Origin of the sequence: Agromyces litoreus, from assembly GCF_040496015.1 — a bacterium.
GTDB lineage: Bacteria > Actinomycetota > Actinomycetes > Actinomycetales > Microbacteriaceae > Agromyces > Agromyces litoreus.
The window spans coordinates 71,432-97,439 of sequence record NZ_JBEPKA010000013.1 but is presented as its reverse complement, the minus strand read 5'-3'; the positions used below and the strand labels follow the sequence as shown (position 1 = coordinate 97,439).

Here is a 26,008-nt window from a genome sequence, read left to right as displayed (position 1 = left end):
GCGCATGAGCGCATCCGGCGGCAGTAAGGCGATCCTGGCGGCATTCCTCGCGAACCTGGGGATCGCCATCACGAAGTTCATCGCCTGGGCCGTCTCGGGATCGGCCTCGATGCTCGCCGAGGGCGTGCACTCGGTGGCCGACGCAGGCAACCAGCTGCTGCTCATGCTCGGCGGGCGGCAGGCGAAGAAGGCGGCCGACCGGGAGCACCCGTTCGGCTACGGTCGCGAGCGGTACGTGTACGCCTTCGTGGTCTCGATCATCCTGTTCTCGGTCGGCGGCGTGTTCTCGATCTACGAGGGCATCGACAAGCTCACCCACCCGCACGCCCTCGAGAACGCCTGGCTGCCGATCCTCGTGCTCGTCATCGCGATCGTGCTCGAGTCGTTCTCGCTCCGCACCGCGGTCACGGAGTCGAACCAGGTGCGCGGGAAGCTCTCCTGGCCGCAGTTCATCCGGCGCGCGAAGGCCCCGGAGCTGCCGGTGGTCCTGCTCGAGGACGTCGCGGCGCTCACCGGCCTCGCCTTCGCCCTGCTCGGCGTCGGCCTCACGGTCATCACGGGCGACTCGGTGTTCGATGCGATCGGCACGCTCATGATCGGCACGCTGCTGATCATCGTGGCGATCATCCTCGGGGTCGAGACGAAGAGCCTGCTCGTCGGCGAGGGGGCCAACGAGACCGACGTGAAGAAGATCCAGCAGGCGATCCTCGACGGCCCCGAGGCCGAGCGGATCATCCACATGAAGACCCTGTACCTCGGCCCCGACGAGCTGCTCGTCGCAGCGAAGCTCGGGTTCCACGCCGACCAGCGCCTGCAGGAGGTCGCCGCGGCGACGAACGTGATCGAGCGGCGGATCCGCGCCGCCGTGCCCGCGGCCCGGGTCATCTACGTCGAGCCCGACGTCTACGTCGACCCCGAACTCGCCGCGCCGCCCACCGACGCCATCGTCATCAAGGGCCTCGAGTGAGCGCGACCGCGCCGGTCGCGCTGGTCCTGCGTCACGACTCCGCGATCGGGCTCGGCAACCTGGGCCCCACGCTCGAGGCGCACGGCTACGAGGTGCGGGTGTTCGATGCGCCGACCGGCGACGTGACGGCGCTCGACCCGCTCGCCGCCGACGTGGTGGTCGTCCTCGGGGGCGACGAGGGCGTGTACCAGGCGGCGGAATACCCGTACCTCGCGCACGAACTCGACCTGCTCCGCGCCCGCATCGAGGCGGAGGCGCCGGTCTTCGGCGTGTGCCTCGGCGCGCAGATGCTCGCGGCGGCGCTCGGCGCCGACGTGTACCGCGGCCCGCGCAAGGAGGTGGGGTGGCTCGGCGTCGAGCTGACCGACGCGGGCGAGCGCTCGCCGGTGCGGCACGCGCGCGACGCGCGATTCGTCCAGTGGCACGGCGACACGTTCGACCTGCCGGAGGGCGTCGACCTCCTCGCCGGATCGCCGCAGTACGCGAACCAGGCGTTCCGCCGCGGCGACTGGCTGCTCGCCATCCAGTTCCACCCCGAGGTGACCCGCGAGATCCACGACGACTGGCTCGCCGCGTGGGGCGACGAGCTGCCGGAGTACGGCCTCACCGTCGACGGCATGCGCGAGCTGCAGGCGACGTGCGGACCGGCGGCCGCGGAGGCGTCGGCGGCGATCCTCGGCGAGTTCCTCGAGGGCCTCGGCGCCCATCGGGCGCTGCCGAAGGCGAGCTGACCGGGTCGGCCCTGGCTCAGCGCGCGCGGGGGCGGCGCTCGGGCGCCTCGAAGAAGTCCCTGAGCAGGCGCGACGCGTCGTCCGCCTCCACGCCCGCGTAGACCTCGACGCGGTGGTTCAGGCGCCGGTCGCGCAGCACGTCGTAGACCGACCCGGCGGCCCCGGCCTTCTCGTCCCAGGCCCCGTAGACGACGACCGGGAGCCGGGCGGCGAGGATGGCGCCCGCGCACATCACGCACGGCTCGAGCGTGACCACGAGCGTGCAGTCGGTGAGGTGCCGGTCACCGGTCACGCGCGCGGCCTCACGGATGGCGAGGAGCTCGGCGTGCGCGGTCGGGTCCTCCCGCAGCTCGCGCTCATTGCGCCCCGTCGCGACGACCTCGCCGCCGCGCACCACGACCGCGCCGACCGGCACGTCGCCGGTATCGAGGGCCGCGGATGCCTCGGCGAGGGCGAGCCGCATCCACTCGGCGTGCTCAGGGCGCTGCACCGGCATCCGTTCGGCCCCTTCTCGTCGGCGGAACCCCCGCAACTAGACTCGAGCCTATGCGAGTCCACGTCGCCGACCACCCGCTCATCACGCACAAGCTCACCGTCCTGCGCGACCAGACCACGCCGTCGCCGGTCTTCCGCGCACTCGTCGGCGAGCTCATGACGCTCCTGGCCTACGAGGGCACGCGCGACGTGCGGGTCGAGCCGGTCGACATCACGACCCCGGTGTCCCCCACGACGGGCGTGCGGATCGCCGATCCGAAGCCGCTCATCGTGCCGATCCTGCGCGCGGGTCTCGGCATGCTCGAGGGCATGACCACGATGATCCCGTCGGCAGAGGTCGGCTTCCTCGGGATGGCGCGCAACGAGGAGACCCTCGAGCCGACCACGTACGCCGAGCGGCTGCCGGACGACCTCTCGGGGCGGCAGTGCTTCGTGCTCGACCCGATGCTCGCCACCGGCGGCTCCCTGATCGCCGCGATCGAGTTCCTGCTGAAGCGCGGGGCGACGGACGTCACGGCGATCTGCATCCTCGCGGCGCCCGAGGGACTCGAGGCGGTCGAGCAGGCGATGACCGGCCGCAACGTGTCGGTGGTGCTGGGCGCCGTCGACGACCACCTCAACGAGCACGGCTACATCGTGCCCGGGCTCGGCGACGCCGGCGATCGCCTGTACGGCACCGTCTGAGCCACGCCGGGCGCCCGTTCCGGGTCGCTCGGCATCCCGATCGCGCTCCGTCACACGGCCGCAGCGCACGCCTTCCCGTGCTATCCGGCGGATGCGTTCGCAGGATCTTCGCACCGAGACACGCCGTGCGGGATGTGCTCCGGCAAGATTCGATGAAATCCATCTGAGTCGAAGGATCTTCTGCCACGCCTGAGCCATGGCCCGGACCTCCTCCGTCGGCGACGGGCTGGGCGCACCGCGTTCGACGTCACGAGCCGCCACGGCGGGTCACCGTTTGACACATCGGCGACGCTGCCGCTTGACTTCCACCCATGACGAACACCGCACGCCCCCTGATCGCCCTCGAGGCTCAGTGGACCGCCGGCGCGATGATGCCGGCCCGTGCGCCCATGTGTTGTCGAATGTGCCGCTGACCAAGCGAACCCCCCGCCGAGCACCGCGACCGGTCCGATCCCGACCGGCAGGGCTCTCGTCGAACCCGATTCCGTGATCCGGGTTCTCCCGGCCCCTCTGGGCCATCGCTTCCGACCCCCGACGACGGGGGCCGTCGACGCATCTTCAGCACAAGGATCCGCCATGTCGATCGCACTCGCACCCGCACGTCCCGCCCACCCCGCCGCCACCGCACCGGCACCCGCCGCGGCCGCGGCGCCCCGCATCCGCGCCGTCCCCGACGGCACCGAAGCCCGCGGCTTCGTGCTGTACGTGGGCATCGACGAGGCCAAGGCCGCCGCCGACGGCACGAGCCTGCACCGCATCGTCCAGGCCCTGCGCACCCTCACCGGCGATCTCTCGCCGTCGGCCGAGACCTACGCAGCCGTGGCCCTGGCGCCCGAGGGCGCCGGCGGCCGCGACGTCGACGTGGTGCGGCTCGCACTCCAGGACCCCGCCGCGCTCGCCCGGCAGCGCGAGTCCGACGGACTCGACGCGGACGCCGATCGCCACCCGGACGGGGTCGTGATCGACATCTCGCGCAAGCGCGTGCTCCTCGACGGCGAGCCCGCGGGCCTGACGTACAAGGAGTTCGAACTCCTGCAGTTCCTCGTGCTGCGCGAGGGCCGCACGATCGAGCGGCACGAACTGATCGAGGGACTGTGGGCCGACGAGGACGAGGTGCCCAACGAGCGCACCATCGACGTCCACGTGCGCCGGCTCCGCTCGAAGCTCGCCCACTACCAGGACATCGTCCGCACCGTGCGCGGCGTCGGCTACCGATTCGACCGCCACGCCGACGTGTCGATCCGCCAGGCATCGACGCCGAGCCCGGACGTCTTCTGAGCGCGGAGCGGGGCGGGGTGGGGCGAGTCGCCCCACCCCGCCCCGTCGTGTGCGAGACTCGGGGAATCTCGTCCCGCATCCGGGGCACATCCCCCTAGCGCCCGTTACCGATCCGTTATATATTCGTAGCGCACCGGCTGTTTGCTGTGGCGGCCGGTGCGGAATGTGATTGCAGGACACTCTTGGTGCAAGGGCGAGGGCCGGTCGTCAGCCTCTACGACCGGCCCTCAACCGTTCCCACCCCCAATGCGGGGGAAGTCCCCCGGTCCTCGCCGCCATCCACGCCTCGCCGCCGACCACTCGTGCATATGGTGGTCATGACGTCGGCGAACGGGTCGCCGCGATCGGCGAAGGGAGCCCGCGGGTGGCGGATCGGACGACGGCCGTGGCGGCGTGGGAGGCGCTCTTCCGAGCGCAGGTGTCGATCATGCGCGGCCTCGCGGCGGAGTTCCCGACCGGGATCATGTCGCTGAACGAGTACGACGTGCTCTTCAACATCACGCGCGTGCCCGGACGGCGCCTCCGCCTGAAGGACCTGAACCGGCACGTGCTGATCTCCCAGCCGAGCGTCAGCCGCCTGGTCGACCGACTCGCCGCCCGGGGATGGGTCGAGAAGGTCGACGACCCGCTCGACGGCCGCGGCACGATCGTGCAACTCACCGCGGACGGCTACGAGGCCTTCCGGCGCGCCGCGGTCCACCACGTCGAGGCCATCACCGACCGCGTCGGCGGTGCGCTCGACGAGGCGGAGCTGAACGAGCTCATCGACCTCTGCGACCGCCTGCGCCAAGCCCAGGCACCCGTGACCGCCCGGCGACGCGCGGGTGCCGTGCCGTCGGATGCCGACGCTGCGGACGCGGGCGCCTGATCGGAACGCGGACCGCCGCGCACCCGCCGAGGGCGTGACGGTGGGACGGGAACCCTACCTCCCGCCCCACCGCGGCCTCACAGGGAGGCCCTCCCCGCCGAGCGACCCGAACTGAGCTCGGCGAGCCAACCTCCCGATGGATCGTGCTGGGTTGATCCATTCGCCGCGGTGCAACGAAGTCGGGTCGGGCCCCGACTCGGGTTTTGAGGAATCGTAGCCTTTCCGCGGCGGGGGCCGCAGTGCCCCAGAGCGGGGGGTACGGAGCGGAGGCCGGAATCCGGATGCGGCTGCGGGTCCGCTCAGGAGACCGGGCTCGGCTGCGGCCAGTCGATCCACTCCTCGTAGCCCGGGTGCTTGCGCAACCAGGCGGCGATGAACGGACACGTCGGCACGATGCGCTCTCCCCGGGCGATCGCATCTTCGACCACCGTCTTCGCCAGGCGAGTCCCGAGCCCGCGACCCTCGAACGCCGGATCGACGACCGTGTGGAAGAACATGATCCGGTCCGGCTTCGCGCGGAACTCGGCGAAACCCACCTGCTCGCCGGCGAGCCGGAGCCGGTACCGGCGGGCCTCATCGTCGCGGACGACCTCGACCTCGTCGTCATCGGTCACGGTCGACTCCTCTCCTCGCGCCGGGCGCTCCGGCGCGCATCAGGTGGAACGCAGGGCGGGCCCCGGCATTCCCATGGCTCCCGCGAGCACCGGTGCCGTGATGGCGCCGGTCCGCGGGCCGAACTCGATCTCCGCCGCCGGTCCGGCGGCGGCCCGGGTGGCCCCGGCGTCCCCGCGCTCCGGATGCGTCGTCACGACGAGGGTGATCAGCCAGACGAAGACGAGCGCGAACGCGACGACCTCGAACACCGTGAGCGAGGCCCAGCCGAGTCGGTCGTACGCGACCCAGGCCAGGACCTCGACCGCGAGGGCGGCGATCGACGTGGCGATCAGGCGCCGCGGAAGGCCCCGGACCATCCACGGCGTCAGCGTCGCGAGGCCGAAGAAGGCCGCACCCGCGGCGCTCGCGAGGACGTTGTGCACGAGCTCGTTCGCATCGATCGGCACGAGCCCGATGCCGGTCAGGGCGAGCCCGATCACCGCGATCAGGCTGCGGACGACCGCGCCGGCCGCTGGGCGGGCGCGGTACTCGGGCCGGGCGAGCCCGCGCGCGAGCGGCTCGGACATGACGGCCATGGCGGCTCCGGACGCGACGAGGCCGGCGTTGAACCAGGCCGCGGCCAGGTCGTCGGACGTCCCGAGCGTGCTGAAGTTCCTGGCCCACCACTCGCCGGTCTGGGTGAGGCTCATGCTCGCGAGCGCCCCGCCGCGAGCACCATCGCCACGAGGTTGAACGAGCGATAGACGCGCTGCCGGTGGGCGCGGAGGTGCACGGAGCCGGTCGTGAGGCCCATGACCCCGGCGGTGACGACACCGGCTCCGAGATCCCCGCCGGGGAGCGCGCCGAACGCGTCCGCAGCGCTCGCGACGGCCAGCGCCGCGATGACCGACCAGACCGAGGCGTTCGCGAGCGCGCCGAGCCGCGGCGAGGCCCAGGGCACGCGACAGCGCGCGCCGGACGGTCGCACCCCTGCGACCGACGCCATCGTCAGGGCCGCGAGCGAGAGCAGCGCCGCGACGACCGCGACCGAGACCGAGACGAGGTCGACGAGCGCCCCGGCCCCGTCGACCGGTCCGGGGGTGGGCGGACGCACCAGCACGGCGGTCGCGGCGACCGACACGGCGATCGCGATCACGGCCATCGCCGTGATCGTGGCAGCATGACGGAGGGCGGAGAGCTGAGCTCCCTCGACGCGTCGTCCACCGCTCATCGTCGACCCCTCGATCGGCGCACCCGAACGTGACCGAGCCTAATCGGAGGCTTCCGTCCCCGCCGCAACAGTGCGGCCGAGCGCCCGTCGATCCATGGGGGATTCACAGGCTGTGGGCGCCGTCCGCGGCCTCCCCTCCCGGACGGCGGCGAACTGCGGCAGGCTGGTGGACATGGCACGACTGGCCGTCGACGCCGACGTCGACCTGGAGGGGATCCGATCGGACCCCCGCGCATCGCGGGCGCTGGAGGACCCGGTGCTCGCCCGCCGCCTCGAGGCGCACTTCCCGACCCTCCACGGACTGTTCCGCCGCCTGTACGGCGAGCACGACGACGCCGTCGACGCGCTCACGGGCGTCATCGTCGATCTCGCGGATTCATGGGCGCGCCGGCCGGAGGACCTCCGTGCCCTCGACGCCCGCCGCGAGGGCGATTCGACGTGGTACCGGTCGAACCGGATGCTCGGCGGCGTCTGCTACGTCGACCGCTACGCGGGCGACCTCGCCGGCCTCCGCGAGCGGATCCCCGGCTTCGTCGAACTCGGACTCAGCTACCTCCACCTCATGCCGCTGTTCGCGGTCCCCGAGGGGAATTCGGACGGCGGGTACGCCGTGACGAGCTATCGCGAGGTCCAACCCCGTCTCGGGACCATCGACGAACTGCGCGACCTGGCGACCGACCTGCGCGCGAACGGCGTCTCGCTCGTGCTCGACTTCATCTTCAACCACACGGCGTCCGACCACGAGTGGGCCCGTCGCGCACTGGCCGGCGACCCGGAGTACGAGGACTTCTACCTGATCTTCCCCGACCGCACGATGCCCGACGCGTACGAGCGCACGGTGCGGGAGATCTTCCCCGACGACCATCCCGGCTCCTTCGTGCCGCTGCCCGACGGCCGGTGGATCTGGGCGACGTTCCACTCCTTCCAATGGGACCTCAACTACGCGAACCCGGCCGTCTTCCGCGCGATGGCGGGCGAGATGCTGTTCCTCGCGAACCTCGGCGTCGAGGTGCTGCGCATGGACGCGGTCGCCTTCATCTGGAAGCGCCTCGGCACCGCGTGCGAGTCGCTTCCCGAGGCGCACCTGCTGCTCCGCGCGTTCAACGCGGTGCTGCGCATCGCGGCGCCGAGCCTCCTGTTCAAGTCTGAGGCGATCGTGCACCCCGACGAGGTCGTGGAGTACCTCTCGCTCGAGGAGTGCCAGCTCTCGTACAACCCGCTGCAGATGGCCCTGACCTGGGAGGCGCTCGCGACGCGGGACCCGCGGATGCTCCAGCAGGCCCTCGATCGCCGCCACGCGCTGCCCGAGGGCTGCGCCTGGGTGAACTACGTCCGGGGCCACGACGACATCGGGTGGACCTTCGCCGACGAGGATGCCGCGGAGTTCGGCATCGACGGCGGCGACCACCGCCGCTTCCTCAACGCCTTCTACGTCGGACGGTTCCCCGGCAGCTTCGCGCGCGGCGAGCCGTTCCAGGAGAACCCGCGGACCGGCGACGCCCGCGTCGCCGGCACGACGGCCTCGCTCGCGGGCATCGAGGCCGGCGACCCGCACGGCGTCGACCGGGTGCTGCTCGCCCACTCGATCGCGCTCTCGACGGGCGGCATCCCGCTGATCTACCTCGGCGACGAGGTCGCGCAGCTGAACGACCGTTCCTACCTCGACGACGCGGCCCTCGCCGGCGACGCACGGTGGGTGAACCGGCCCCGGTACCCCGAGGCCGCGTACGCCGACCGGCACGACCCGACGACCGCGAGCGGTGCGGTGCACGCCGGGCTCGCGAGGATGGTCGCCGTGCGCCGCAGCACTCCGGAGTTCGCCGGCGGACGGCTCGTCACCTTCGATGCGAGGCACCCGCACGTGCTGGCGTACCAGCGACCGGCGGCCGGCGCCCCGACCGCCGGTGTCGACGCGGATGGCGCGCCCGGCGCGCCCGACGAGTCGGTCGTGCTGTGCCTGGCGAACCTCGGCGACGAACCGGCGTGCATCGCGCCCGCCACGTTCTCCGGGTTCGCCCCCGACGCGCACGAGCTCATCTCGGATCGCCGGGTGACCCTGGAACGCGGTCTCGTGCTCGATCCCTGCCACGTGGCGTGGCTGCGGGTGGGCCCGGCCCCCGCGCCGCCGCGGTTCTGACCGGCGCTCGCTCCCTCCGGCGTCAGGCCGAATGCCCGGGGCGACGCACGACCGGGGCGACGTAGCCCGAGCCGTGGTCGAGCTGGAAGTCCAGGTTCACCGCGGCGTTGATGAGGGCGAGGTGACTGAACGCCTGCGGGAAGTTGCCGAGCTGCTCGCCCGTGAGGCCGATCTCCTCGGCGTACAACCCGAGGTGGTTGGCGTAGGTCAGCATCTTCTCGAACACGAGCCGCGCCTCGTCGAGGCGCCCCGAGCGCGCCAGCGCGTCGACGTACCAGAACGAGCACAGCGTGAACGTGCCCTCGGTGCCCTCGAGGCCGTCCGGCGAGGAGCGCGGGTCGTACCGGTAGACCAGGCTGTCCGAGACGAGCACCTCGTCGATGGCCTCGAGGGTCGACATCCACAGCGGGTCGCGCGGGATCACGAAGCCCATGAGCGGCATCCGCAGCAGTGACGCATCGAGGACGGACCCGCCCTCGAACTGCACGAAGGCGCGACGCTCCGCGTCGTAGCCCGTCGCCATGATCGCCTCGTAGATCCGATCCCGCTCGTGCGTCCAGCGCGTCATCGACGCGGGTCGGCCGTGCGCCTGGGCGAGGCGGATGCCGCGGTCGAGCGCGACCCACGACATGAACCGGCCGTAGGTGAAGTGCTGTGGGCCGCCGCGGGTCTCCCAGATGCCCTCCTCGGCCTCGGACCAGTGGTCGCACAGCCAGTCGAGCACCTCGCGGGTCTTGGTCCAGCCGGCATGGGGCAGGGCGAGCCCGTTCGTGTCGGCGAGGTGGATCGAGTCGAGGGCCTCGCCGTAGATGTCGAGCTGGAGCTGGTCCGCCGCACCGTTGCCGATCCGGACCGGCCGCGACTTCCGGTAGCCCGAGAAGTGGTCGAGGCTCTCCTCCTCGAGGTCGCTCGATCCGTCGACGCGGTACATGACCTTGAGCGGCCCGGACTCCGAGCCGACGCTCTCGTGGATGCGCTGGAGCAGCCACCCGACGAACGCCTCGGCCTCGTCGGTGTACCCGAGGCACAGCAACGCGGACACGGAGAACGACGCGTCGCGGATCCACGTGTACCGGTAGTCCCAGTTCCGCTCGCCGCCGACCTGCTCGGGGAGCGCCGTGGTGGGAGCGGCGACGAGCGCACCCGTCGGCGCGTACGTCATGAGCTTGAGGGTCATGGCGGATCGCGCGACCATCTCGCGCCAGCGACCCCGGTAGGTGGAGCGGTCGTTCCAGCGTCGCCAGTACCGGCGGGTCTCGTCGAACATCCGGTCGAGCTCGTCGACGTCGACCTGACGCGCGTCGACGTCGCCGGTCTCGAGCATGACCCCGGTGCGCTCGCCGGCGCGCAGCGTGATGGTGACCTTAATGCCGTCGCCGACGACCTCGACCCGGCCCGCCTTCCGTCCGCCGTGCAGCACCGGGTCGCCCACACGGTGCAGTGTCATGACGAGGTCGTCCGAGACGAACTTCGCGCCGACGCCCGCCGGCTCGAGCCGGTGCGACGCGCGACCGTAGTCGAAGCGCGGCTGCACCTCGCCCTCGAACGTCATCTCGCCGCGGACGACCCGGATCATGCGGACGATGACGTGGCGGTCGGTGACCGTGCCGTCCGCGACGGGCATGAAGTCGACGACCTCGCCGACGCCGCCGTCGGTCAGGAACCTGGTGACGAGGATGGCGGTGTCGGGGAGGTAGAGCTGCCGTGTCGTGTACTCGGTGCCCACCGGCCGGACCCGGAAGAAGCCGCCGCGCTCGTGGTCGAGCAGCGATCCGAACACGCTCGGCGAGTCGAACCGCGGGGCGCAGAACCAGTCGATCGTGCCATCGGTGGAGACCAGCGCCGCGGTCTGCAGGTCCCCGATGAGGCCGTGGTCGCTGATGTCCGGGTACTTCTTCGCCATGCGCCGCCGCCTTCCCCCACCGGAAGCGTGGCACGCCCGCAACGGGCCCGGCAAGCGATCCCGGGTCGCGCCGTCGCTCGCCGCGGGATCGAACCCGGAGACGACGAAAGCGGCCCGCGATGCGGACCGCTTCCTGCTGCGCGCCCGGAGGGACTCGAACCCCCAACCTTCTGATCCGTAGTCAGATGCTCTATCCATTGAGCTACGGGCGCATGGGATGTCGCCCGCGACCTCTCGGCTCATCAGGCAACCCCGTTACTTTATCCCACCGTGCGCCCGTTCGCCAATCGAGCGCGGAGGCCGGGCGCGTCGGCCGGATCGGTGCGCGCGCGAGCAGCCCCGTCGCCCGCGTGTTCGGGGCCCGCGGTGCGAAAGTACGCCGAAGTGGGAGCGCGCTCCCACTAGAGTTCGACCATGGGCAAGCTCATCTACAACTCCTCGAATCGAGAGATCGAGATCGAGGACCGGACGCTCGCGCACCTGCGCGTCGCGATCATCAACAAGCTCCGTCGCTCGGAGAGCTTCGCCATGACCTGGGAGCACGGCATCGAGCACGGCAGCGGTCGTACGACGCTCTGGCTGCACGAGTCGATCCCGCTCCAGTTCGTCTTCAGCGGCAACCGTCCGCCCAAGCTCAACCGGCTCTGGATCGAGCAGCTCCTGCTCTCCGCGAACAGCACCGGCGGGCTGCAGAACGTGCCCGAGCCCGACGAGAACGAGCCCTTCGACGTCGAGTGACGAGGTCGGTCGCCGCGGCGACCGACCCGCCCCGTTCCTCTCGTCCCGCGCCCGCGGGTAGCGACACCCGGACCGTCCGGCAAGCCCCTGCGCGCGGCCACCGCGCCTGCCTACCGTGACCGTGGCGCCCCGTCCGGTGCGCCGGAACGGAGGAATGCAGATGAGCACGACCCTGACCGCCGACATCGAGGTGGACGTCCCCGTCCGCACGGCGTACGACCAGTGGACGCAGTTCGAGACCTTCCCGGAGTTCATGTCCGGCGTCGACTCGGTGGAGCAGGTGGACCCCACGACGACGCACTGGGTGGTGTCGATCGGCGGCGTCACCCGGGAGTTCGATGCCGACGTCTCGGACCAGGTGCCGGACGAGCGCGTCGCCTGGCACAGCACGACGGCCGGCACGTCGCACCGCGGCCGCGTCGAGTTCCGGCCGATCGGGGCCGACCGCTCGCGGGTCGAGGTGACCATGGAGTGGGAGCCCGAGGGCTTCGTCGAGCGCGCCGGAGCTGCGCTGGGACTCGACGACCGGCAGGTCGAGCACGACCTGCGCAGGTTCAAGGAGTTCGTGGAGTCGCGGCCGGGCGCCACGGGCGCCTGGCGCGGCGAGGTGCACGACCCCGCGGGCGCGGGCACCGGCGCGGCGTCCGACGACGTTCGCGGGGCCGACCCCGACCTGAACGCCTAGACCGTCGACGGAGCGCCCGAGGCTGCGGCCTCGGGCGCTCCCTCGCCCTCGGCGTCCAGCTGCTCCGGGATGAGCTGGATGCCGCCGGTCGAGTTGGCGCTGCGCATCAGGTCCTCGAGGTACGTGCGGCTGAGCTCGGGCGGGTCCGGCTCGTCGAACATGAAGCGCAGGGGGATGTTCGGGTGCAGCCACAGCGTGGTGCGCCCGGGAGGGTCCTCCTCGGCGTGGCTCCACGACACCGTGAACGACTCCCCGCGGCGGAGCTTCGTCACGATCGCGACCTGGAGGTGCGCGAGCGCCCGGTCCTCGATGCCGATCGGGGTCGCGTCGTTCCCGTAGTAGAGGGTGCCCATGCGACCGAGGCTACCCCGCCCCGGCGCAGGGTTCGAGGCCCGCGCGGGCGGGCGGACGCATCCGACCCGCAGATCGTCAACCCCCTCCGGGCCGCCGCCGGGGGAACGTAGCGTGGGCCGTGGACTGACAGGCTCCCCCCCGGGGGGAGCCCCACCGGAACGACGAGGAGGGCTCGAAATGCATGACCCGCTGGTCGATCCGACCACGAAGCACACCACCATCCCGTTCCCGCGCCAGGAGCAGGACCCGCCGGGCCTGACGCCCAGGATGGTGCCGCAACCCGACCACGGCGAGTACAGCTATCGCGGGTCGGGCCGGCTCAGCGGCCGCAGGGCGCTGATCACCGGCGGCGACTCCGGCATCGGCCGCGCGATCGCGATCGCCTTCGCCCGCGAGGGAGCCGACGTGGCCATCGCGCACCTGCCGGACGAACAGGAGGACGCCGAGGAGACGGCCTACTGGGTGCGCGACGCCGAGCGGCGAGCCGAGCTGCTGCCCGGCGACCTGCGCGATGAGGCGCACTGCCAGGCGCTCGTCGAACGCACCTGCGACGCCTTCGGCGGGCTCGACATCCTCGTGCTGAACGCCGCCCGCCAGCGCGACCGCGCCGGCATCGACGAGATGCCGACCGGCGACTTCGACTCGGTGATGCGGGTGAACCTGTACGCGAGCGTCTTCCTGGCGCGCGCGGCCGTGCCGCGGATGGATGCGGGCTCGTCGATCATCACGACCTCGTCCATCCAGGGATTCGCTCCGTCGCCGCGGATCATGGACTACGCCATGACGAAGTCGGCGATCGTCGCGTTCACCCAGGCGCTCGCGGAGGAGCTCGGGCCGCGCGGCATCCGGGTGAACTCGGTCGCCCCGGGTCCGATCTGGACGCCGCTGATCCCCGCCACCGGGTGGCCCGATGCGCTGCCCGACTTCGGCCGCGACACGCCCCTCGGTCGCGCCGGCCAGCCCTCCGAGGTCGCGGGGGCCTACGTCTACCTGGCGTCCGAGGCGGCGTCGTACACGACGGGAGCGGTGCTGCCCGTCACCGGGGGGAAGCCGCTCTGAACCCGGCCCGGCGTCGAGGCCGGGCGGGGTCGTGCGCACGGGGGAAGGAACGCACATGCCGGGGAAGCGGAACAGGCCGTCCTCGCTGAAGGATCCGGAGCTCTACGAGGAGCTCCGCGACGAGGGCGCGTCGAAGGAGAAGGCGGCGCGCATCTCCAACGCCGCGGCGGCGCGCGGACGCGACGCCGTCGGCCGGAAGGGCGGGGAGGCCGGCAGCTACGAGGACTGGACCGTCCCCGAGTTGAAGCGGCGCGCCAAGGAGCTCGGGCTGACGGGCTACAGCGACCTGCGCAAGGGCGAGCTCATCGACGCCCTGCGCTCGCACTGAGGGCCGACGCATGCCGCGGCTGCGGCGGGTCGAGCCGTACGCGTCACCCGGGCTCACCCGGCTCCGCAGCGGCCGGGGCTTCACCTACCGGTTCGCCGACGGGAGCCGCGCTGACCGCGCGGAGCGGAACCGGATCGCCGAGCTGGCGATCCCGCCGGCGTGGAGCGACGTCTGGATCGCCGAGGTGCCGAACGCCCACATCCTCGCCGTCGGGGTGGATGCCGCCGGGAGGCGCCAGTACCTCTACCACCCGGTCTGGCGGGAGCGGCAGGACGAGCGCAAGTTCGACCGGATGACCGAGCTCGCCGGAGTGCTCCCCGCGGCGCGGCGCGGCGTGGGACGCGACCTCGCGCTCGCCGACGTGCTGCGCGAGCGCGTGCTCGCCGCGGCGTTCCGCACGCTCGACCTCGGCGCCATCCGGATCGGCTCGGAGGAGTCGCTGGCCCAGGCGCGCAGCCGCGGCCTGACGACCCTGCTGGTGCGCAACGCCCGGCTGGAGGGTGACGACGCGGTCCGGCTGCGCTTCCGCGCGAAGGGCGGGATCGCCCAGGAGCTCGTGCTCGAGGACGCAGCCCTGGCCGCCTTCGTCGAGGGGATGGCCGGCCGCTCGCCCGCAGCGAGGCTGTACGCGTTCGCGGACGGGCGTCGGATGCGTCCCATCGGCCCGGCCGACGTCAACGACGACATCCGCGAACGCACGGGCGGCGACTTCACGGCCAAGGACTTCCGGACCCTGCGTGGAACGATCGCCGCGGCCGACCGCCTCGCCCGGCTCGGCACGGCGACGACGCAGCGCGCCCGGGCGGCGGCCGTGCGGGAGGCGATCGTGCACGCGAGCGAGATTCTGGGCAACACGCCCGCCATCGCGAAGGCGAGCTACGTCGACCCGCGCGTCGTGGACGCATACGAGCACGGTCGGCTCATCGCCCGCCGCGGCGGGCGCGAGAAGGCGCTCCTCGGCCTGCTCGTCGACGACGCCGCCGACGCCTGAGGCGCCGTGGCGTCAGGCGGCCTCGACGGGCGTGGGTCCGGTCGGGGCGGCGCGGCTGCCCACGTGCTCGAGGTCGAGCATGATGCCGCCGCCGGAGTTCGCGCCCCGCATCAGGTCCTCGATCCACTCGCGGTCGAGCGCGCCCGCCTCGACCTCCTCGAAGGCGAAGCGAAGCGGGATCGCGGGATGGAGCCAGAGCGAGCTGCGCCCGCGGGGCTGTCCGACTCCGTGGCGCCATGAGAGCAGGAAGCTCTCGTTCCGGCGGAGCTTGGTCGTGATGGCGATCTTCAGGTGGGCGAGGGCACGGTCGTCGATCTCGACCGGGGTGCCCGAGTCGCCGTAGTAGAGAATTCCCACGAGAGCACAGTACGGCCAATCGGGACATCGTGGGGCGCTTGGTTCCGAATTCGGATGGTCAATCGTTCCTGGGATCGCTGAACGACCCTCCGGGCTCCGGGTGCACGTCCTCCGGGCGCTTGTCCGGACGGAGTCCTCGCCAGCGCGGATGGCGGGCGACGCCCGTGCGCGTCCAGTCGCCGAACTCGATCTCGCCGACGACCTCCGGGCGCACCCAGGCCGCATCGGCGGCGTCGGCGTCGGGCACCGCGAGGAACGGCGACACGTCCACGGCGAGCCCGTCCAGCCGTTCCTGCAGGCGCTCGGTCTCACGCTCGCGGAGGCCGGAGCCCACCCGGCCCGCGTAGCGCAGGCCCTCGGACGTGGGCACGCCGACGAGCAGCGATCGAATGCGTCCGGTGCGGCTCCCGGCGCCGCGCCGATAGCCGCCGATCACCACCTCCTGCGTCCGCGACAGCGCGATCTTCACCCAGTCGTCGCTGCGCACGCCCGGCCGGTAGGGCGAGCTCCTGCGCTTGGCCACGATCCCCTCGAGCCCGGTGCGCCGTGCCTCCTCGAGGGCGGCACCGGCGTCGAGCCCGACGGTGGGAGGCACCTCGACGGGAGCGTCGGTGCCGGACCTGACGAGGCGCTCGAGTCGTTCGCGTCGCCGTACGTACGGCTCGTCGATCGTCGGCACGCCCGCGACCTCGAGGACGTCGAAGAGGAACAGGCGGACCGGGACGGATGCCGCGGCGGCGGCCACCTCGCGCGGCCGCTCGAGGTGCATCCGAGGCTGGAGCAGGCCGAAGTCGGGGCGGCCCGCCTCGTCGAGCGCGACGATCTCGCCGTCGACCACCGCGTCGGCCCGCAGCGCCGACGCGAGCGCGGCCAGTTCGGGGTAGGCCGCGGTGCGATCGATCCCGTTGCGGCTCACGAGCCGGACCGCGCCGTCCTCCACCCGCGCCAGGATCCGCACGCCGTCCCACTTCCATTCGACGGCCCAGTCGTCGCCGGTGACGAGCCCCGGCGCGCCGGGTGCGGCGAGCATCGGCCTCGGGATCGCGGCCTCCGGCCGGTGCGTCGCGGGGGCGCGGTCCGCCGGCGCCGTCGGCGACGCCGCGCTCGCGCCATCCGTCGCCGGCGCGGCCGCGGCCGCGTGCCCGCGCTGGTCCTTCATCCGGTGCAGCAGCCACTGGCTCTTCTCGCCATCGCCCTGCGTGCGGATGAGCGCGAGGCGCACCCGTCCGAGCGGCCCGCCGGCCCTGCCGTGCAGCGTGACGATCACCTCGTCGTCGCGCCACTTCTCGGTCTCGTAGGTCCCGGTGTCCCACACCGCCATCGACCCGGCGCCGTACTGCCCCTCCGGGATGGTGCCGGCGAACGTCAGGTACTCCATCGGATGGTCCTCGGTCTGCACGGCGAGGTGGTTGGTCCCCGAGCCCTCGGGCACCCCCTTGGGGACCGCCCAGCTGCGCAGCACCCCGTCCCGTTCGAGCCGCAGGTCGTAGTGGAGCCGGCGGGCGTGGTGCTCCTGGATCACGAAGCGCGGCGCCCCGTCGTCCGCGGCGCCCCACGTCGACCCGGGCATGGGCTCCGGAGTGGCCCCCGGAGTCCGCATCGACAGGTAGGTCCGCAGGGGCCCGTCATCGCCGGCCCGCGCGACGGCGAGCATCGGATCGCCACGCTCGGCGACGAGGGCGAGCACCTCGTCGGCCTCGAGCTGGCGCAGCTCCGGGTCGTCGAGCTCGTCCCACGTGCGCGGCGCCGCGACGGTCGGACGGAAGCGTCCGCGCAGCGAGTACGGCGCGATCGTGGTCTTCTTGCCGTTGTTCTGGCTCCAGTCGATGAGCACCCGGCCGCCGCGGAGCGTCTTGCGCATGCTGGAGACGACGAGCTCGGGGTGGTCGGCCTCGAGGGCGCGCGCGAGCTCGTGCGCGACGGCGGACACCTGCTCGGAGGTCTGCGAGCCGTCGAGCGGCGCGTAGAGGTGGATGCCCTTGCTGCCGCTGGTCACCGGTGCCGGATCGAGCCCGATCGGCTCGAGGAGGCCGCGCACGAGCCTGGCGACCTCGGCGCACTCGGCCAGGCCGACCCCGTCGCCCGGATCGAGGTCGAACACCATCCGGTCCGGGTTGGCCGGGGCGCCGGACGCGTCGAAGCGCCACTGCGGCACGTGCAACTCGAGGGCGCCCATCTGCGCGAGCCAGACCAGCGTGGCCCGGCTGTCGGCGACGGGGTACGACTTGTCGCCGTCCGAGTGGTGCTGCACGCCGCGCCGGATCCAGTCGGGCGCGTGCTCCTCGAGGTGCTTCTCGAAGAAGGCCTGCTCGGGATGCCCCGGCGTTCCGACGCCGTTCACCCACCGCTTGCGCGTGATCGGCCGGCCGGCGACGTGCGGGAGCATGACGGGCGCGATCTCCGCGTAGTAGCCGATCATCTCGCCCTTGGTCATGCCGGTCTCCGGGTACATGACCTTCTCGAGGCTCGTGAGCCGCACGCGACGCCCGTCGACGTCGACGACCTGGGCGGGACCCTGCGCCATGTCCCCATCCTGCCCTCCCGCATCATCCGGTGTCGGCCCGCACGCCGCGAACCGGACCACGCGGTGTCGGCACGGCCGCGCAACCGGCTCATCCGGTGGCGGATGGGCCGGGGGTATCGCTCCTGCGCGCGCGGGTGTGTACTGGGGGCATGCGAGCCGTCTGGAAGGGGGCGGTCACGTTCGGCCTCGTGAACGTGCCCGTGAAGCTGTACAGCGCCACCGAGGACCACGACGTGTCGTTGCACCAGGTGCACGACAAGGACGGCGGACGCATCCGCTACCAGCGCGTGTGCGAGATCGACGGCGAGGTCGTGCCGTACCAGAACATCGACAAGGCCTACGACGACGGCGAGCGGACCGTCATCATCACCGACGAGGACCTCAAGTCGCTGCCGTCCGAGCGCAGTCGGGAGATCGAGGTCGTCGAGTTCGTGCCGACGGAGCAGGTCGACCCGATCATGTACGACCGGAGCTACTACCTCGAGCCCGATTCCGCCTCGAACAAGGCGTACGTGCTCCTCCGCGAGGCGCTTGAGTCCACCGACCGGACGGCGATCGTCAGGATGTCGCTGCGCCAGAAGACGCGGCTGGCCGCCCTGCGCGTGCACGGCGACGTGCTGATGGTGCAGACGCTGCTCTGGAGCGACGAGGTCCGCGCGGCCGCGTTCCCGTCCCTCGAGGAACCCGTGAAGATCACGAAGACCGAGCTCGACCTGTCGAAGCAGCTGATCGAGAGCCTCGCGAACGACTTCGAGCCCGAGCAGTTCGTCGACGAGTACCAGCGCGACCTTCGCACGCTCATCGAGGCGAAGCTGGAGCAGGGCGACGCGATCGACACCGCCGCGACCTTCGGCGAACCGCCCGAGGAGGGCGGCGGCGAGGTGATCGACCTGATGGAGGCGCTGCGGCAGTCGATCGCGGCCAAGCGCGGGGACGAGGCGGCCTCGGACGACGCATCGGAGGCCCCGTCCGGGAAGAAGTCGGCCGCGAAGGGCAAGTCGAAGAAGGCGGGCTGAATCCGGCCGGATCAGTCGCCCGACGCGTCCTCGCCCCCGGCGGGGGCGCCGAGCGCGCCGATCGCCCACGCGTAGTGGCCGCCGAGGCACTCGTGGACCGGCTCGGCGAGGGTCGCGTCGCCGAGCCAGGCCCGCGGTTCGACGAAGATCGCCGCGTCGGTCATGGCGTCGAGGCGGGCGAGCGCGGACGCGTGGCTCGCTCGCAGCCGGTCGCGGGCACGGTCGAGGTCGCCGTCGTCCCGGTAGCGGTCGCGCAGGTCGCGGTTCAGCCGGTCGAGGTCGCGCCAGCGGTAGCCGTCGGCCGGGTAGGCCGCCGATCCCCCCGAGGCGGCCGCGGCGAGCCAGCCGAGGAGCAGCACGTGCCAGGCGTGCAGGTGGTTGACGACGTCGGCCGCGTCGCGGTCGCGCGGCGGCGCGGCGGCGGGATCCGCAGGCGTGGCAGGCGTCGGGAACGGGGCGTCGTCGCGGACGTCGAGGGCCCGTTCGAGGTCGGCGAAGCCCTCGGTCGCCCGTCGGACGAGCGTGGCACGGTCGGCGGGAATGGTCACGGGGCCAGCCTACGAGCCGCGCGCGACGGAGAGGACGACGGCCGACGCCGCCGGCAGCTCGATCATCCGGTCGGGCGCCGTCGGCGGGGTCCGCGCGGCATCCGTGGCGAGGAGCACCGTGACCTGGCCGTCCAGTTCCACCGGCCATGGATCCGCGCCGAGGTTCACGAGCACCACGACCCGCTCGGGGGCGTCGGGTGCCCCGCGATCCATCCGGAACCGGCGCGCCGCGTCATCCGCCCACGCCGTCGTGTGTGCGAACGACGGGTCGGTGAGCTCGGGACGCGCCCGCCGGAGCGCGAGCAGGCGACGGTGCAGGTCGAGCAGGCGGGCCGGCACGCCGTCCGGGTCGTCGGCCTCCGACCAGTCGAGCTTGGAGCCCGCGAACGTCGCGGGGTCCTGAGGGTCGGGCACGGCCGACTCGTCCCATCCCATGCGCGCGAACTCCGCGATGCGCCCCTCCGCGGTCGCTCGGCCGAGCTCGGGCTCCGGATGCGACGTGAAGAAGGCCCACGGCGTCGAGGCGCCCCATTCCTCGCCCATGAAGAGCATCGGCGTGAACGGGCTCGTGAGATTCAGCACCGCCGCGACCGCGAGTCGGCGTTCGCCGAGCGCGGGTGAGAGTCGGTCCCCCGCGGCGCGGTTGCCGACCTGGTCGTGGTCCTGCGTGAAGGTCACGAGCCGCCAGGTCGGGACGGCGGGATCGATCGGGCGGCCGTGGTCGCGTCCGCGGAACGACGAGAACGTGCCGTCGTGGAAGAACCCGCGGGCGGTCGTCTTGGCGAGCGCGTCGAGGGGCGCGAAGTCGGCGTAGTAGCCGGCGGTCTCGCCGGTGAGCGCGACGTGCATTGCGTGGTGGTGGTCGTCGCTCCACTGCGCCGTCAGGCCGTACCCGCCGGCCTCGCGGGGCAGGATGAGCGTCGGGTCGTTGAGGTCGGACTCGGCGATGAGCGTGAGCGGCCGGCCGACGTGCGCCGAGAGCGCGTCGGCGTGCTCGGCCAACTCGCGCAGGATGTGCCGGCTCGACCGATCGCGCAGGGCATGCACCGCATCGAGCCGCAGTCCGTCGACGTGGAAGTCGCGCAGCCACATCATCGCGTTCTCGACGATGTAGCGACGCACCTCGGGCTCGTCGAGGTTCACCGAGTCGCCCCAGGTGTTGCGTTCGCCGCTGCGCAGGTACGGCGCGTACCGAGGCAGGTAGTTGCCGCTCGGCCCGAGGTGGTTGTGGACGACGTCCTGGATCACCGCGAGCCCGCGCGCGTGGCACGCGTCGACGAAGCGCTGGTAGGCGGCCGGTCCGCCGTACGCCTCGTGCACGGCGTACCAGAGCACGCCGTCGTATCCCCAGTTGTGGACGCCGTTGAACGCGTTCACCGGCAGGAGCTCGACGAAGTCGATCCCGAGCCCGACGAGGTGGTCGAGCCGGTCGACGGCCGCGTCGAGCGTGCCCTCGGGGGTCCACGTGCCGAGGTGCAGTTCGTACACGACGCCGCCCGCGAGCTGCCGGCCGGTCCAGGCAGCGTCGGCCCAGAGGTGCGCTCCGAGGTCGAACGCGGCGCTGAGGTCGTGCACGCCGCGCGGCTGGCGCAGCGACCGCGGGTCGGGCAGCGCCCGGTCGTCGTCGTCCAGCACGAACCCGTACTCGTCGCCGGGGGCGAGGGCGACGTCGGCATGCCAGCGACCGCGCTCGTCGCGCTCCATCGGCAGGTCCCGCATCCCCGGGCGGCGCAGCGCGACCCGGTGCGGGATCGGGGCCCACAGCTCGACGGTCATGCGGATCCTCCCCCGGCCGCGGGCGTCGCACCGTCGCCGCTCGGGTCGCCGGATGCCTCCGGCACGAGCAGCGCGACCGGATACGTCGCGAGCAGCCCGGACAGCTGCACCGAGCCCCCGCGATCGGCGTCCGGCTCGACGCGGCGTCCGGTGAGCACGTCGCGCATCGTCCCGCCGCGGACCAGGACGGCCGTCTGGCCCCATCCGCCGCGCTGCGAGAGGCCGACGGGCAGGCGGGTCGCGACCGTCACCGCTCCGCCGCGGTCGAACGCGATGGCGTGGGCGGCGGCGTCGCCGACCACCTCGAGCGGCCGGTACCGGGTGAACAGGTCGGGCCGGTCGCGCCGCGCGCGCAGCGCTCGCGAGGTGACGAGCAGCTTCGCGGCCGCCGAGGCGTCGACGCCCGGCAGCTCGCCGCGTGCGGCTGCGGCGTCGAGGTCGGCGAGCATGCGCCGCCGGAGACCGAAGTCGACGGCTCGGCGGTTGTCCGGGTCCACCAGGCTCGTCTCCCACAGTTCCGCGCCCTGGTACACGTCGGGCGCACCGGGCATCGTGAGCTGGAGCAGCTTCGCCGACAGCGCGTTCGCCCACCCGGCCGGCGCGATCGCCTCCACGAGGCCGTCGACGCGCGCGCGGACCGACGCGTCGTCGTACGCGCGGTCGATCACCGCGTGCATGCGCTCCTCGAACGCGGCGTCCGGTGCCGTCCAGCGCGTGGAGACGGACGCCTCGCGCGACGCCTTCTCGGCGTAGGCGTGGGCGCGCTCGCGCTCGATCGGCCAGGCGCCGACGATCGCCTGCCAGAGCAGGGCATCGAACGGCCCGTCGCCCGTGGTCCCCGCGCCGCGGTCGGAACGCAGCCACTCGAGCTCGTCGATCCATCGCTGCGGCAGCTCGCTCAGCACGTCGATGCGCGCCCGCACGTCCTCGCCGCGCTTCGTGTCGTGCGTCGACAGGGTGGTCATGGAATGCGGCCACGCGGACTGACGTCGCAGCTGGCGCTCGTGGAAGCGGTCGACGTCGATCGCGAACTCGGACGGGTCGCCGCCCACCTCGGTGAGCGAGGTCAGTCGCGTGAACCGGTAGAACGCCGTGTCCTCGACGCCCTTCGCCATGACCATCCCGCTGGTCTGCTGGAAGCGGACCGCGACCGGGGATGACGGGTCGGCGAGCACCGGGAGGAGCGCGTCGATCGTCGCGGACAGGTCGGGGCGGTGCGCACGGGCGAGCCGAGCCGCGGTATCGAGGTGCTCGCGACCCGCAGGCAGGTACGAACGGTAGACGGGGAAGCATGCCAGCAGTTCGGCGAGCGCGTCGGCGGCGTCCGGCGGCGTCGGCTCCGGCAGCATCCGCTCGAGCCGCAGCACTTCGCTGCGCAGGATCCCGTCGGCGATCCCGCGCTTGGTGCCGTGGATGAGCTCGGGCCACTCGACGGTGCCGCCGATGCCGGTCTCGCCTCGCAGCCGGGCGTCGAGGGCGTCGAGCACCGCCTCGCCTGCGGGGTCGACGAGCACGCGATCCACGTCGGCGAGCGCGTCGTAGCCGGTCGTGCCGTCCGTCCGCCAGTGCGGCGGCAGCGGCTCGTCGCCCTCGAGGATCTTCTCGACGAGCACGTACGCGCCGCCGGTGGCGGCCGCGAGCCGGTCGAGGTACTCCCCCGGTCGGGCCAGGCCGTCGGGGTGGTCGACGCGGAGGCCGTCGGCGAGTCCCTCGCGCACCCAGCGCACGATCTCGACGTGCGTCGCGTCGAAGACCTCGGGCAGCTCCACCCGCACGCCGGCGAGCTCGTTCACCGCGAAGAAGCGACGGTAGTTCAGTTCGGCGTCGGCGCGCTGCCATCCCACCAGCTCGTAGTGCTGGCGGCCGTGCACCTCGACGACGTCGGCGCCGTCGTCGGCCGACCCCGGCGCCAGCGGGAACCGGTGCTCGAAGTAGCGCAGCTCGCCGTGCTCGACGCGCAGGTCGCCCGCGGCGGCCGCCTCCTCGAGCGTGCCGCCGAGCACGGGAAGGCGCACGCGGCCGGCGGTGAAGGCCCAGTCGACGTCGAACGCGTCGGCGTGCGGGGAGCCGGCGCCGAGTTCCAGCAGGCTCCACCACCACGGGTTCTGCGCGGCGTCGGCGACGCCGACGTGGTTCGGCACGATGTCGACGAGCACGCCGAGCCCCGCCCGGTGGGCGGCGTCCGCCAGCGCCTCCAGCCCTGACGCGCCACCGCGCGAATCGTCGACGCGGTCGTGTCCGACCACGTCGTATCCGTGGTCGGACCCCGCTCGCGACGGCAGGATCGGCGAGGCGTAGACCCAGTCGACGCCGAGTGCCGACAGGTAGTCGACGAGGGCGGCTGCGTCGTGCAGGTCGAACGAGGGCCGGACCTGGAGGCGGTACGTGGAACGCGGCTCGCGCGCCGCCGGACCGGCGTTGCGGCCGGTCACTTCCCCGCCTCGATCCTCGGGGCGGCGGGGGCCTCCTCGCTCGTCGCGGCCACCATCGCCGAGAGCGAGGCCGCAACCGAGTGGTCCACCTCGTCGGGCGTCGGATCGTGCTGCCGCAGCACCACGAGCGAGCGCTGCTCGAGCGGGATGGCCGCGCCCGGCCGGATCGGGTCGCTGTCGGCGCGACGGCCCGCGGTGTCGATCAGCACCTCCCATTCCGGCGAGAGCTCGTGCTCGGGGATCGTGAACTCGACCGTGTCGTCGTGGGCGTTGAAGAGCACGATGAAGTGGCGGTCGACGATCCGCTCGCCGCGACGGTCCCGCTCGCGGATGCCCTGTCCGTTCAGGAACACGCCGATGGCCTTGCCGAACCCGGCATCCCAGTCCTCGGGCGTCATCACGGACCCGTCGGGACGGAGCCAGACGATGTCCGGGACCGGCCCGCCCTCGGCCTGCCTGACGGGACGGCCGTCGAAGAACCGGCTGCGCCGGAACGTGGGGTGCTCGGCGCGGAGCTTCGCGACCGCCGCCGTGAACTCGATGAGCGGCTGGTCGGCGTGCTCCCAGTCGATCCAGCTGAGCTCGCTGTCCTGCGCGTAGACGTTGTTGTTGCCCAGCTGGGTGCGCCCGAGCTCGTCGCCGTGCGAGAGCATGGGCACGCCCTGCGAGAGCAGCAGGGTCGCGAGGAAGTTGCGCTGCTGCCGGGCCCGGAGCGTGAGCACGTCCGGGTCGTCGGTCGGGCCCTCGATGCCGAGGTTGGACGAGCGGTTGTGCGATTCGCCGTCGCGGTTGCCTTCGCCGTTGGCCTCGTTGTGCTTCTCGTTGTACGACACGAGGTCGCGCAGCGTGAATCCGTCGTGCGCGGTGACGAAGTTGATGGAGGCCACCGGCCGGCGGCCGGAGTGCTCGTACAGGTCCGCCGAGCCGGTGAACCGCGAGGCGAACTCGCCCAACGTGGCCGGCTCGCCGCGCCAGAAGTCGCGCACCGTGTCGCGGTACTTGCCGTTCCACTCCGTCCACTGCGGTGGGAAATTGCCGACCTGGTACCCGCCCGGGCCGACGTCCCATGGTTCGGCGATGAGCTTGACCTGCGACACCACCGGATCCTGCTGCACGAGCTCGAAGAACGTCGACAGCTTGTCGACCTCGTAGAACTCACGCGCGAGCGTCGAGGCGAGGTCGAACCGGAACCCGTCGACGTGCATCTCGAGCACCCAGTAGCGCAGCGAGTCCATGATCAGCTGCAGCGCATGCGGGTGACCGACGTTGAGCGAGTTGCCCGTGCCCGTGTAGTCCATGTAGAACCGCTTGTCGTCCTCGACGAGGCGGTAGTACGCGGCGTTGTCGATGCCGCGCATCGACAGGGTCGGACCGAGGTGGTTGCCCTCGGCGGTGTGGTTGTAGACCACGTCGAGGATCACCTCGATGCCGGCGGCGTGGAGGGACTTCACCATCGCCTTGAACTCCTGCACCTGCTCACCGCGCTGCCCGGTCGAGGCGTAGGTGTTCTGGGGCGCGAAGAACGCGATGGTGTTGTAGCCCCAGTAGTTCGACAGGCCCTGCTCCTGCAGGGTGCCGTCGTCCACGAACTGGTGGACGGGCATGAGCTCGATCGCGGTGACGCCGAGCTTGATCAGGTGCTCGATCACGACCGGATGCCCGACGGCGGCGTACGTTCCGCGGATCTCCTCAGGGACGCCGGGCAGCGTCTGCGTGAGCCCCTTCACGTGCGCCTCGTAGATGAACGACGCGGCGTACGGCGTGCGCGGGTGGCGATCGCCCGACCAGTCGAAGAAGGGGTTGGTGACCACGCCGAGCATCATGCTCTTCGCGGAGTTCTGGTTGTTGCGGCCGTCGGGGTTGCCGAACGGGTAGCCGAAGAGCGACTGGTTCCAGTTCAGCGCCCCCTCGACCGCCTTCGCGTACGGGTCGAGCAGCAGCTTGTTCGGATTGCAGCGCAGCCCCTTCGCGGGATCGTTCGGCCCGTGCACGCGGTAGCCGTAGCGCTGCCCGGGCTGCACCTGCGGCAGGTACGCGTGCCAGATGTACGCGTCGACGTCGACGAGTTCCACGCGCTGCTCGCGGCGTCGGGCGTCGAACAGGCACAACTCGACCTTCTGCGCGACCTCGCTGAAGAGCGCGAAGTTCGTGCCGTTCCCGTCGAACGTCGCGCCGAGCGGGTAGGTGGAGCCGGGCCAGGTGTGCATTCGTCCCCCGATGGTGTGCCTCCGGCCCATCGTAGGGGGCGGATGTTTCGGGGTCGCGTCGCCCGGTCGCCCCGGCGCTCGCGCACGCACCGACGACCGTTCCGC

Annotated in this window: 24 protein-coding genes and 1 tRNA gene; 12 read left to right on the top strand and 13 right to left on the bottom strand. The window is 72.3% G+C overall.

Going from position 1 to position 26,008, the window contains the following annotated elements:
- The first annotated feature begins 4 nt into the window (after positions 1-4).
- Together ABME01_RS11305 and ABME01_RS11300 are read left to right on the top strand one after the other, a co-directional pair.
- Positions 5-967, top strand: a complete 963-nt coding sequence (locus tag ABME01_RS11305; protein WP_353828511.1) for a cation diffusion facilitator family transporter — start codon at positions 5-7, stop codon at positions 965-967.
- Positions 964-1,698 carry a glutamine amidotransferase-related protein gene (locus ABME01_RS11300; RefSeq protein ID WP_353828510.1) on the top strand — a complete coding sequence of 245 codons (735 nt, stop codon included), beginning with the start codon at positions 964-966 and terminating at the stop codon, positions 1,696-1,698. The genes ABME01_RS11305 and ABME01_RS11300 overlap by 4 nt, the downstream gene beginning before the upstream one ends.
- 16 nt (positions 1,699-1,714) lie before the next feature.
- On the opposite strand, the gene tadA is transcribed toward ABME01_RS11300, so the two are convergent.
- The gene (gene tadA, locus ABME01_RS11295; protein ID WP_353828509.1) at positions 1,715-2,194 is read right to left on the bottom strand and encodes a tRNA adenosine(34) deaminase TadA; all 480 of its coding nucleotides are present in this window, start codon (positions 2,192-2,194) and stop codon (positions 1,715-1,717) included.
- Positions 2,195-2,244: 50 nt separating this feature from the next.
- Here tadA and upp point away from each other — a divergent pair, with 50 nt between their 5' ends.
- The 3 genes from upp (at position 2,245) to ABME01_RS11280 (ending at position 5,023) form a co-directional block, all read left to right on the top strand.
- Positions 2,245-2,877, top strand: coding sequence for a uracil phosphoribosyltransferase (gene upp / locus ABME01_RS11290; protein ID WP_353828508.1), 633 nt, complete (start codon positions 2,245-2,247; stop codon positions 2,875-2,877).
- A 576-nt stretch (positions 2,878-3,453) separates the two neighbouring features.
- Entirely contained in the window at positions 3,454-4,155 is a 702-nt protein-coding gene (locus ABME01_RS11285; protein ID WP_353828507.1) for a winged helix-turn-helix domain-containing protein, read from the top strand.
- Positions 4,156-4,519: 364 nt separating this feature from the next.
- Positions 4,520-5,023: a MarR family winged helix-turn-helix transcriptional regulator gene (locus tag ABME01_RS11280; RefSeq protein WP_353828506.1), complete on the top strand. Its 504-nt coding sequence runs from the start codon at positions 4,520-4,522 to the stop codon at positions 5,021-5,023.
- A gap of 299 nt (positions 5,024-5,322) precedes the next feature.
- On the opposite strand, the gene ABME01_RS11275 is transcribed toward ABME01_RS11280, so the two are convergent.
- Genes ABME01_RS11275 through ABME01_RS11265 form a run of 3 tightly spaced genes read right to left on the bottom strand, consistent with a single transcriptional unit; the run spans position 5,323 to position 6,848 of the window.
- Positions 5,323-5,637: a GNAT family N-acetyltransferase gene (locus tag ABME01_RS11275; protein ID WP_353828505.1), complete on the bottom strand. Its 315-nt coding sequence runs from the start codon at positions 5,635-5,637 to the stop codon at positions 5,323-5,325.
- Between the two features lie 39 nt (positions 5,638-5,676).
- Positions 5,677-6,327, bottom strand: a complete 651-nt coding sequence (locus ABME01_RS11270) for a DUF998 domain-containing protein (protein ID WP_353828504.1) — start codon at positions 6,325-6,327, stop codon at positions 5,677-5,679.
- Positions 6,324-6,848 (bottom strand): hypothetical protein, encoded by a 525-nt coding sequence (locus ABME01_RS11265; RefSeq protein ID WP_353828503.1) that lies wholly within the window; start codon positions 6,846-6,848, stop codon positions 6,324-6,326. The genes ABME01_RS11270 and ABME01_RS11265 overlap by 4 nt, the downstream gene beginning before the upstream one ends.
- 172 nt (positions 6,849-7,020) lie before the next feature.
- Here ABME01_RS11265 and ABME01_RS11260 point away from each other — a divergent pair, with 172 nt between their 5' ends.
- The gene (locus tag ABME01_RS11260; protein ID WP_353828502.1) at positions 7,021-8,985 is read left to right on the top strand and encodes an alpha-amylase family protein; all 1,965 of its coding nucleotides are present in this window, start codon (positions 7,021-7,023) and stop codon (positions 8,983-8,985) included.
- Between the two features lie 22 nt (positions 8,986-9,007).
- Here ABME01_RS11260 and ABME01_RS11255 read toward each other — a convergent pair whose 3' ends face one another.
- Positions 9,008-10,888, bottom strand: coding sequence for a glycoside hydrolase family 15 protein (locus tag ABME01_RS11255; RefSeq protein ID WP_353828501.1), 1,881 nt, complete (start codon positions 10,886-10,888; stop codon positions 9,008-9,010).
- A 139-nt stretch (positions 10,889-11,027) separates the two neighbouring features.
- A tRNA-Arg gene (locus ABME01_RS11250) sits at positions 11,028-11,100 on the bottom strand.
- Positions 11,101-11,302: 202 nt separating this feature from the next.
- Between ABME01_RS11250 and ABME01_RS11245 the strand changes: the two genes are divergently transcribed.
- Together ABME01_RS11245 and ABME01_RS11240 are read left to right on the top strand one after the other, a co-directional pair.
- Positions 11,303-11,626, top strand: coding sequence for a DUF7882 family protein (locus tag ABME01_RS11245; RefSeq protein WP_353828500.1), 324 nt, complete (start codon positions 11,303-11,305; stop codon positions 11,624-11,626).
- A 160-nt stretch (positions 11,627-11,786) separates the two neighbouring features.
- On the top strand, positions 11,787-12,311 hold the full coding sequence (locus tag ABME01_RS11240) for an SRPBCC family protein (protein ID WP_353828499.1): 525 nt from the start codon (positions 11,787-11,789) through the stop codon (positions 12,309-12,311).
- Here ABME01_RS11240 and ABME01_RS11235 read toward each other — a convergent pair.
- Entirely contained in the window at positions 12,308-12,664 is a 357-nt protein-coding gene (locus ABME01_RS11235) for a DUF7882 family protein (RefSeq protein WP_353828498.1), read from the bottom strand. The two genes, ABME01_RS11240 and ABME01_RS11235, sit on opposite strands and share 4 nt — an antisense overlap.
- Before the next feature lie 178 nt (positions 12,665-12,842).
- Between ABME01_RS11235 and ABME01_RS11230 the strand changes: the two genes are divergently transcribed.
- Genes ABME01_RS11230 through ABME01_RS11220 form a run of 3 tightly spaced genes read left to right on the top strand, consistent with a single transcriptional unit; the run spans position 12,843 to position 15,043 of the window.
- A complete protein-coding gene (locus ABME01_RS11230; RefSeq protein ID WP_353828497.1) occupies positions 12,843-13,724 on the top strand; it encodes an SDR family oxidoreductase in 882 nt (293 codons plus the stop codon).
- A gap of 55 nt (positions 13,725-13,779) precedes the next feature.
- Positions 13,780-14,052 carry a DUF7218 family protein gene (locus ABME01_RS11225; protein ID WP_353828496.1) on the top strand — a complete coding sequence of 91 codons (273 nt, stop codon included), beginning with the start codon at positions 13,780-13,782 and terminating at the stop codon, positions 14,050-14,052.
- A gap of 10 nt (positions 14,053-14,062) precedes the next feature.
- Positions 14,063-15,043: a DNA topoisomerase IB gene (locus tag ABME01_RS11220; protein WP_353828495.1), complete on the top strand. Its 981-nt coding sequence runs from the start codon at positions 14,063-14,065 to the stop codon at positions 15,041-15,043.
- Between the two features lie 12 nt (positions 15,044-15,055).
- Here the strand turns inward: ABME01_RS11220 and ABME01_RS11215 are convergent, their stop codons facing one another.
- Positions 15,056-15,400: a DUF7882 family protein gene (locus ABME01_RS11215; protein WP_353828494.1), complete on the bottom strand. Its 345-nt coding sequence runs from the start codon at positions 15,398-15,400 to the stop codon at positions 15,056-15,058.
- A 58-nt stretch (positions 15,401-15,458) separates the two neighbouring features.
- On the bottom strand, positions 15,459-17,924 hold the full coding sequence (locus ABME01_RS11210) for an ATP-dependent DNA ligase (RefSeq protein WP_353828493.1): 2,466 nt from the start codon (positions 17,922-17,924) through the stop codon (positions 15,459-15,461).
- A 149-nt stretch (positions 17,925-18,073) separates the two neighbouring features.
- Between ABME01_RS11210 and ku the strand changes: the two genes are divergently transcribed.
- Positions 18,074-18,940 carry a non-homologous end joining protein Ku gene (gene ku, locus ABME01_RS11205; protein ID WP_353828491.1) on the top strand — a complete coding sequence of 289 codons (867 nt, stop codon included), beginning with the start codon at positions 18,074-18,076 and terminating at the stop codon, positions 18,938-18,940.
- 11 nt (positions 18,941-18,951) lie between these two features.
- Here the strand turns inward: ku and ABME01_RS11200 are convergent, their stop codons facing one another.
- Genes ABME01_RS11200 through glgX form a run of 4 tightly spaced genes read right to left on the bottom strand, consistent with a single transcriptional unit; the run spans position 18,952 to position 25,903 of the window.
- The gene (locus ABME01_RS11200) at positions 18,952-19,488 is read right to left on the bottom strand and encodes a ClbS/DfsB family four-helix bundle protein (protein WP_353828490.1); all 537 of its coding nucleotides are present in this window, start codon (positions 19,486-19,488) and stop codon (positions 18,952-18,954) included.
- A 9-nt stretch (positions 19,489-19,497) separates the two neighbouring features.
- On the bottom strand, positions 19,498-21,264 hold the full coding sequence (treZ, locus tag ABME01_RS11195; RefSeq protein ID WP_353828489.1) for a malto-oligosyltrehalose trehalohydrolase: 1,767 nt from the start codon (positions 21,262-21,264) through the stop codon (positions 19,498-19,500).
- Positions 21,261-23,696: a malto-oligosyltrehalose synthase gene (gene treY, locus ABME01_RS11190; protein WP_353828488.1), complete on the bottom strand. Its 2,436-nt coding sequence runs from the start codon at positions 23,694-23,696 to the stop codon at positions 21,261-21,263. Before treY ends, treZ begins: the two co-directional genes overlap by 4 nt.
- A complete protein-coding gene (gene glgX, locus ABME01_RS11185) occupies positions 23,693-25,903 on the bottom strand; it encodes a glycogen debranching protein GlgX (RefSeq protein WP_353828487.1) in 2,211 nt (736 codons plus the stop codon). The genes treY and glgX overlap by 4 nt, the downstream gene beginning before the upstream one ends.
- Positions 25,904-26,008 lie beyond the last annotated feature (105 nt).

Bases quoted from the DNA above. Each gene is read 5' to 3' on its own strand.
- ABME01_RS11305 (WP_353828511.1), top strand. From the start codon at position 5: ATGAGCGCATCCGGCGGCAGTAAGGCGATCCTGGCGGCATTCCTCGCG.
- tadA (WP_353828509.1), bottom strand. From the start codon at position 2,194: ATGCCGGTGCAGCGCCCTGAGCACGCCGAGTGGATGCGGCTCGCCCTC.
- upp (WP_353828508.1), top strand. From the start codon at position 2,245: ATGCGAGTCCACGTCGCCGACCACCCGCTCATCACGCACAAGCTCACC.
- ABME01_RS11285 (WP_353828507.1), top strand. From the start codon at position 3,454: ATGTCGATCGCACTCGCACCCGCACGTCCCGCCCACCCCGCCGCCACC.
- ABME01_RS11270 (WP_353828504.1), bottom strand. From the start codon at position 6,327: ATGAGCCTCACCCAGACCGGCGAGTGGTGGGCCAGGAACTTCAGCACG.
- ABME01_RS11265 (WP_353828503.1), bottom strand. From the start codon at position 6,848: ATGAGCGGTGGACGACGCGTCGAGGGAGCTCAGCTCTCCGCCCTCCGT.
- ABME01_RS11260 (WP_353828502.1), top strand. From the start codon at position 7,021: ATGGCACGACTGGCCGTCGACGCCGACGTCGACCTGGAGGGGATCCGA.
- ABME01_RS11255 (WP_353828501.1), bottom strand. From the start codon at position 10,888: ATGGCGAAGAAGTACCCGGACATCAGCGACCACGGCCTCATCGGGGAC.
- ABME01_RS11245 (WP_353828500.1), top strand. From the start codon at position 11,303: ATGGGCAAGCTCATCTACAACTCCTCGAATCGAGAGATCGAGATCGAG.
- ABME01_RS11240 (WP_353828499.1), top strand. From the start codon at position 11,787: ATGAGCACGACCCTGACCGCCGACATCGAGGTGGACGTCCCCGTCCGC.
- ABME01_RS11235 (WP_353828498.1), bottom strand. From the start codon at position 12,664: ATGGGCACCCTCTACTACGGGAACGACGCGACCCCGATCGGCATCGAG.
- ABME01_RS11230 (WP_353828497.1), top strand. From the start codon at position 12,843: ATGCATGACCCGCTGGTCGATCCGACCACGAAGCACACCACCATCCCG.
- ABME01_RS11225 (WP_353828496.1), top strand. From the start codon at position 13,780: ATGCCGGGGAAGCGGAACAGGCCGTCCTCGCTGAAGGATCCGGAGCTC.
- ABME01_RS11220 (WP_353828495.1), top strand. From the start codon at position 14,063: ATGCCGCGGCTGCGGCGGGTCGAGCCGTACGCGTCACCCGGGCTCACC.
- ABME01_RS11210 (WP_353828493.1), bottom strand. From the start codon at position 17,924: ATGGCGCAGGGTCCCGCCCAGGTCGTCGACGTCGACGGGCGTCGCGTG.
- ku (WP_353828491.1), top strand. From the start codon at position 18,074: ATGCGAGCCGTCTGGAAGGGGGCGGTCACGTTCGGCCTCGTGAACGTG.
- treZ (WP_353828489.1), bottom strand. From the start codon at position 21,264: ATGACCGTCGAGCTGTGGGCCCCGATCCCGCACCGGGTCGCGCTGCGC.
- glgX (WP_353828487.1), bottom strand. From the start codon at position 25,903: ATGCACACCTGGCCCGGCTCCACCTACCCGCTCGGCGCGACGTTCGAC.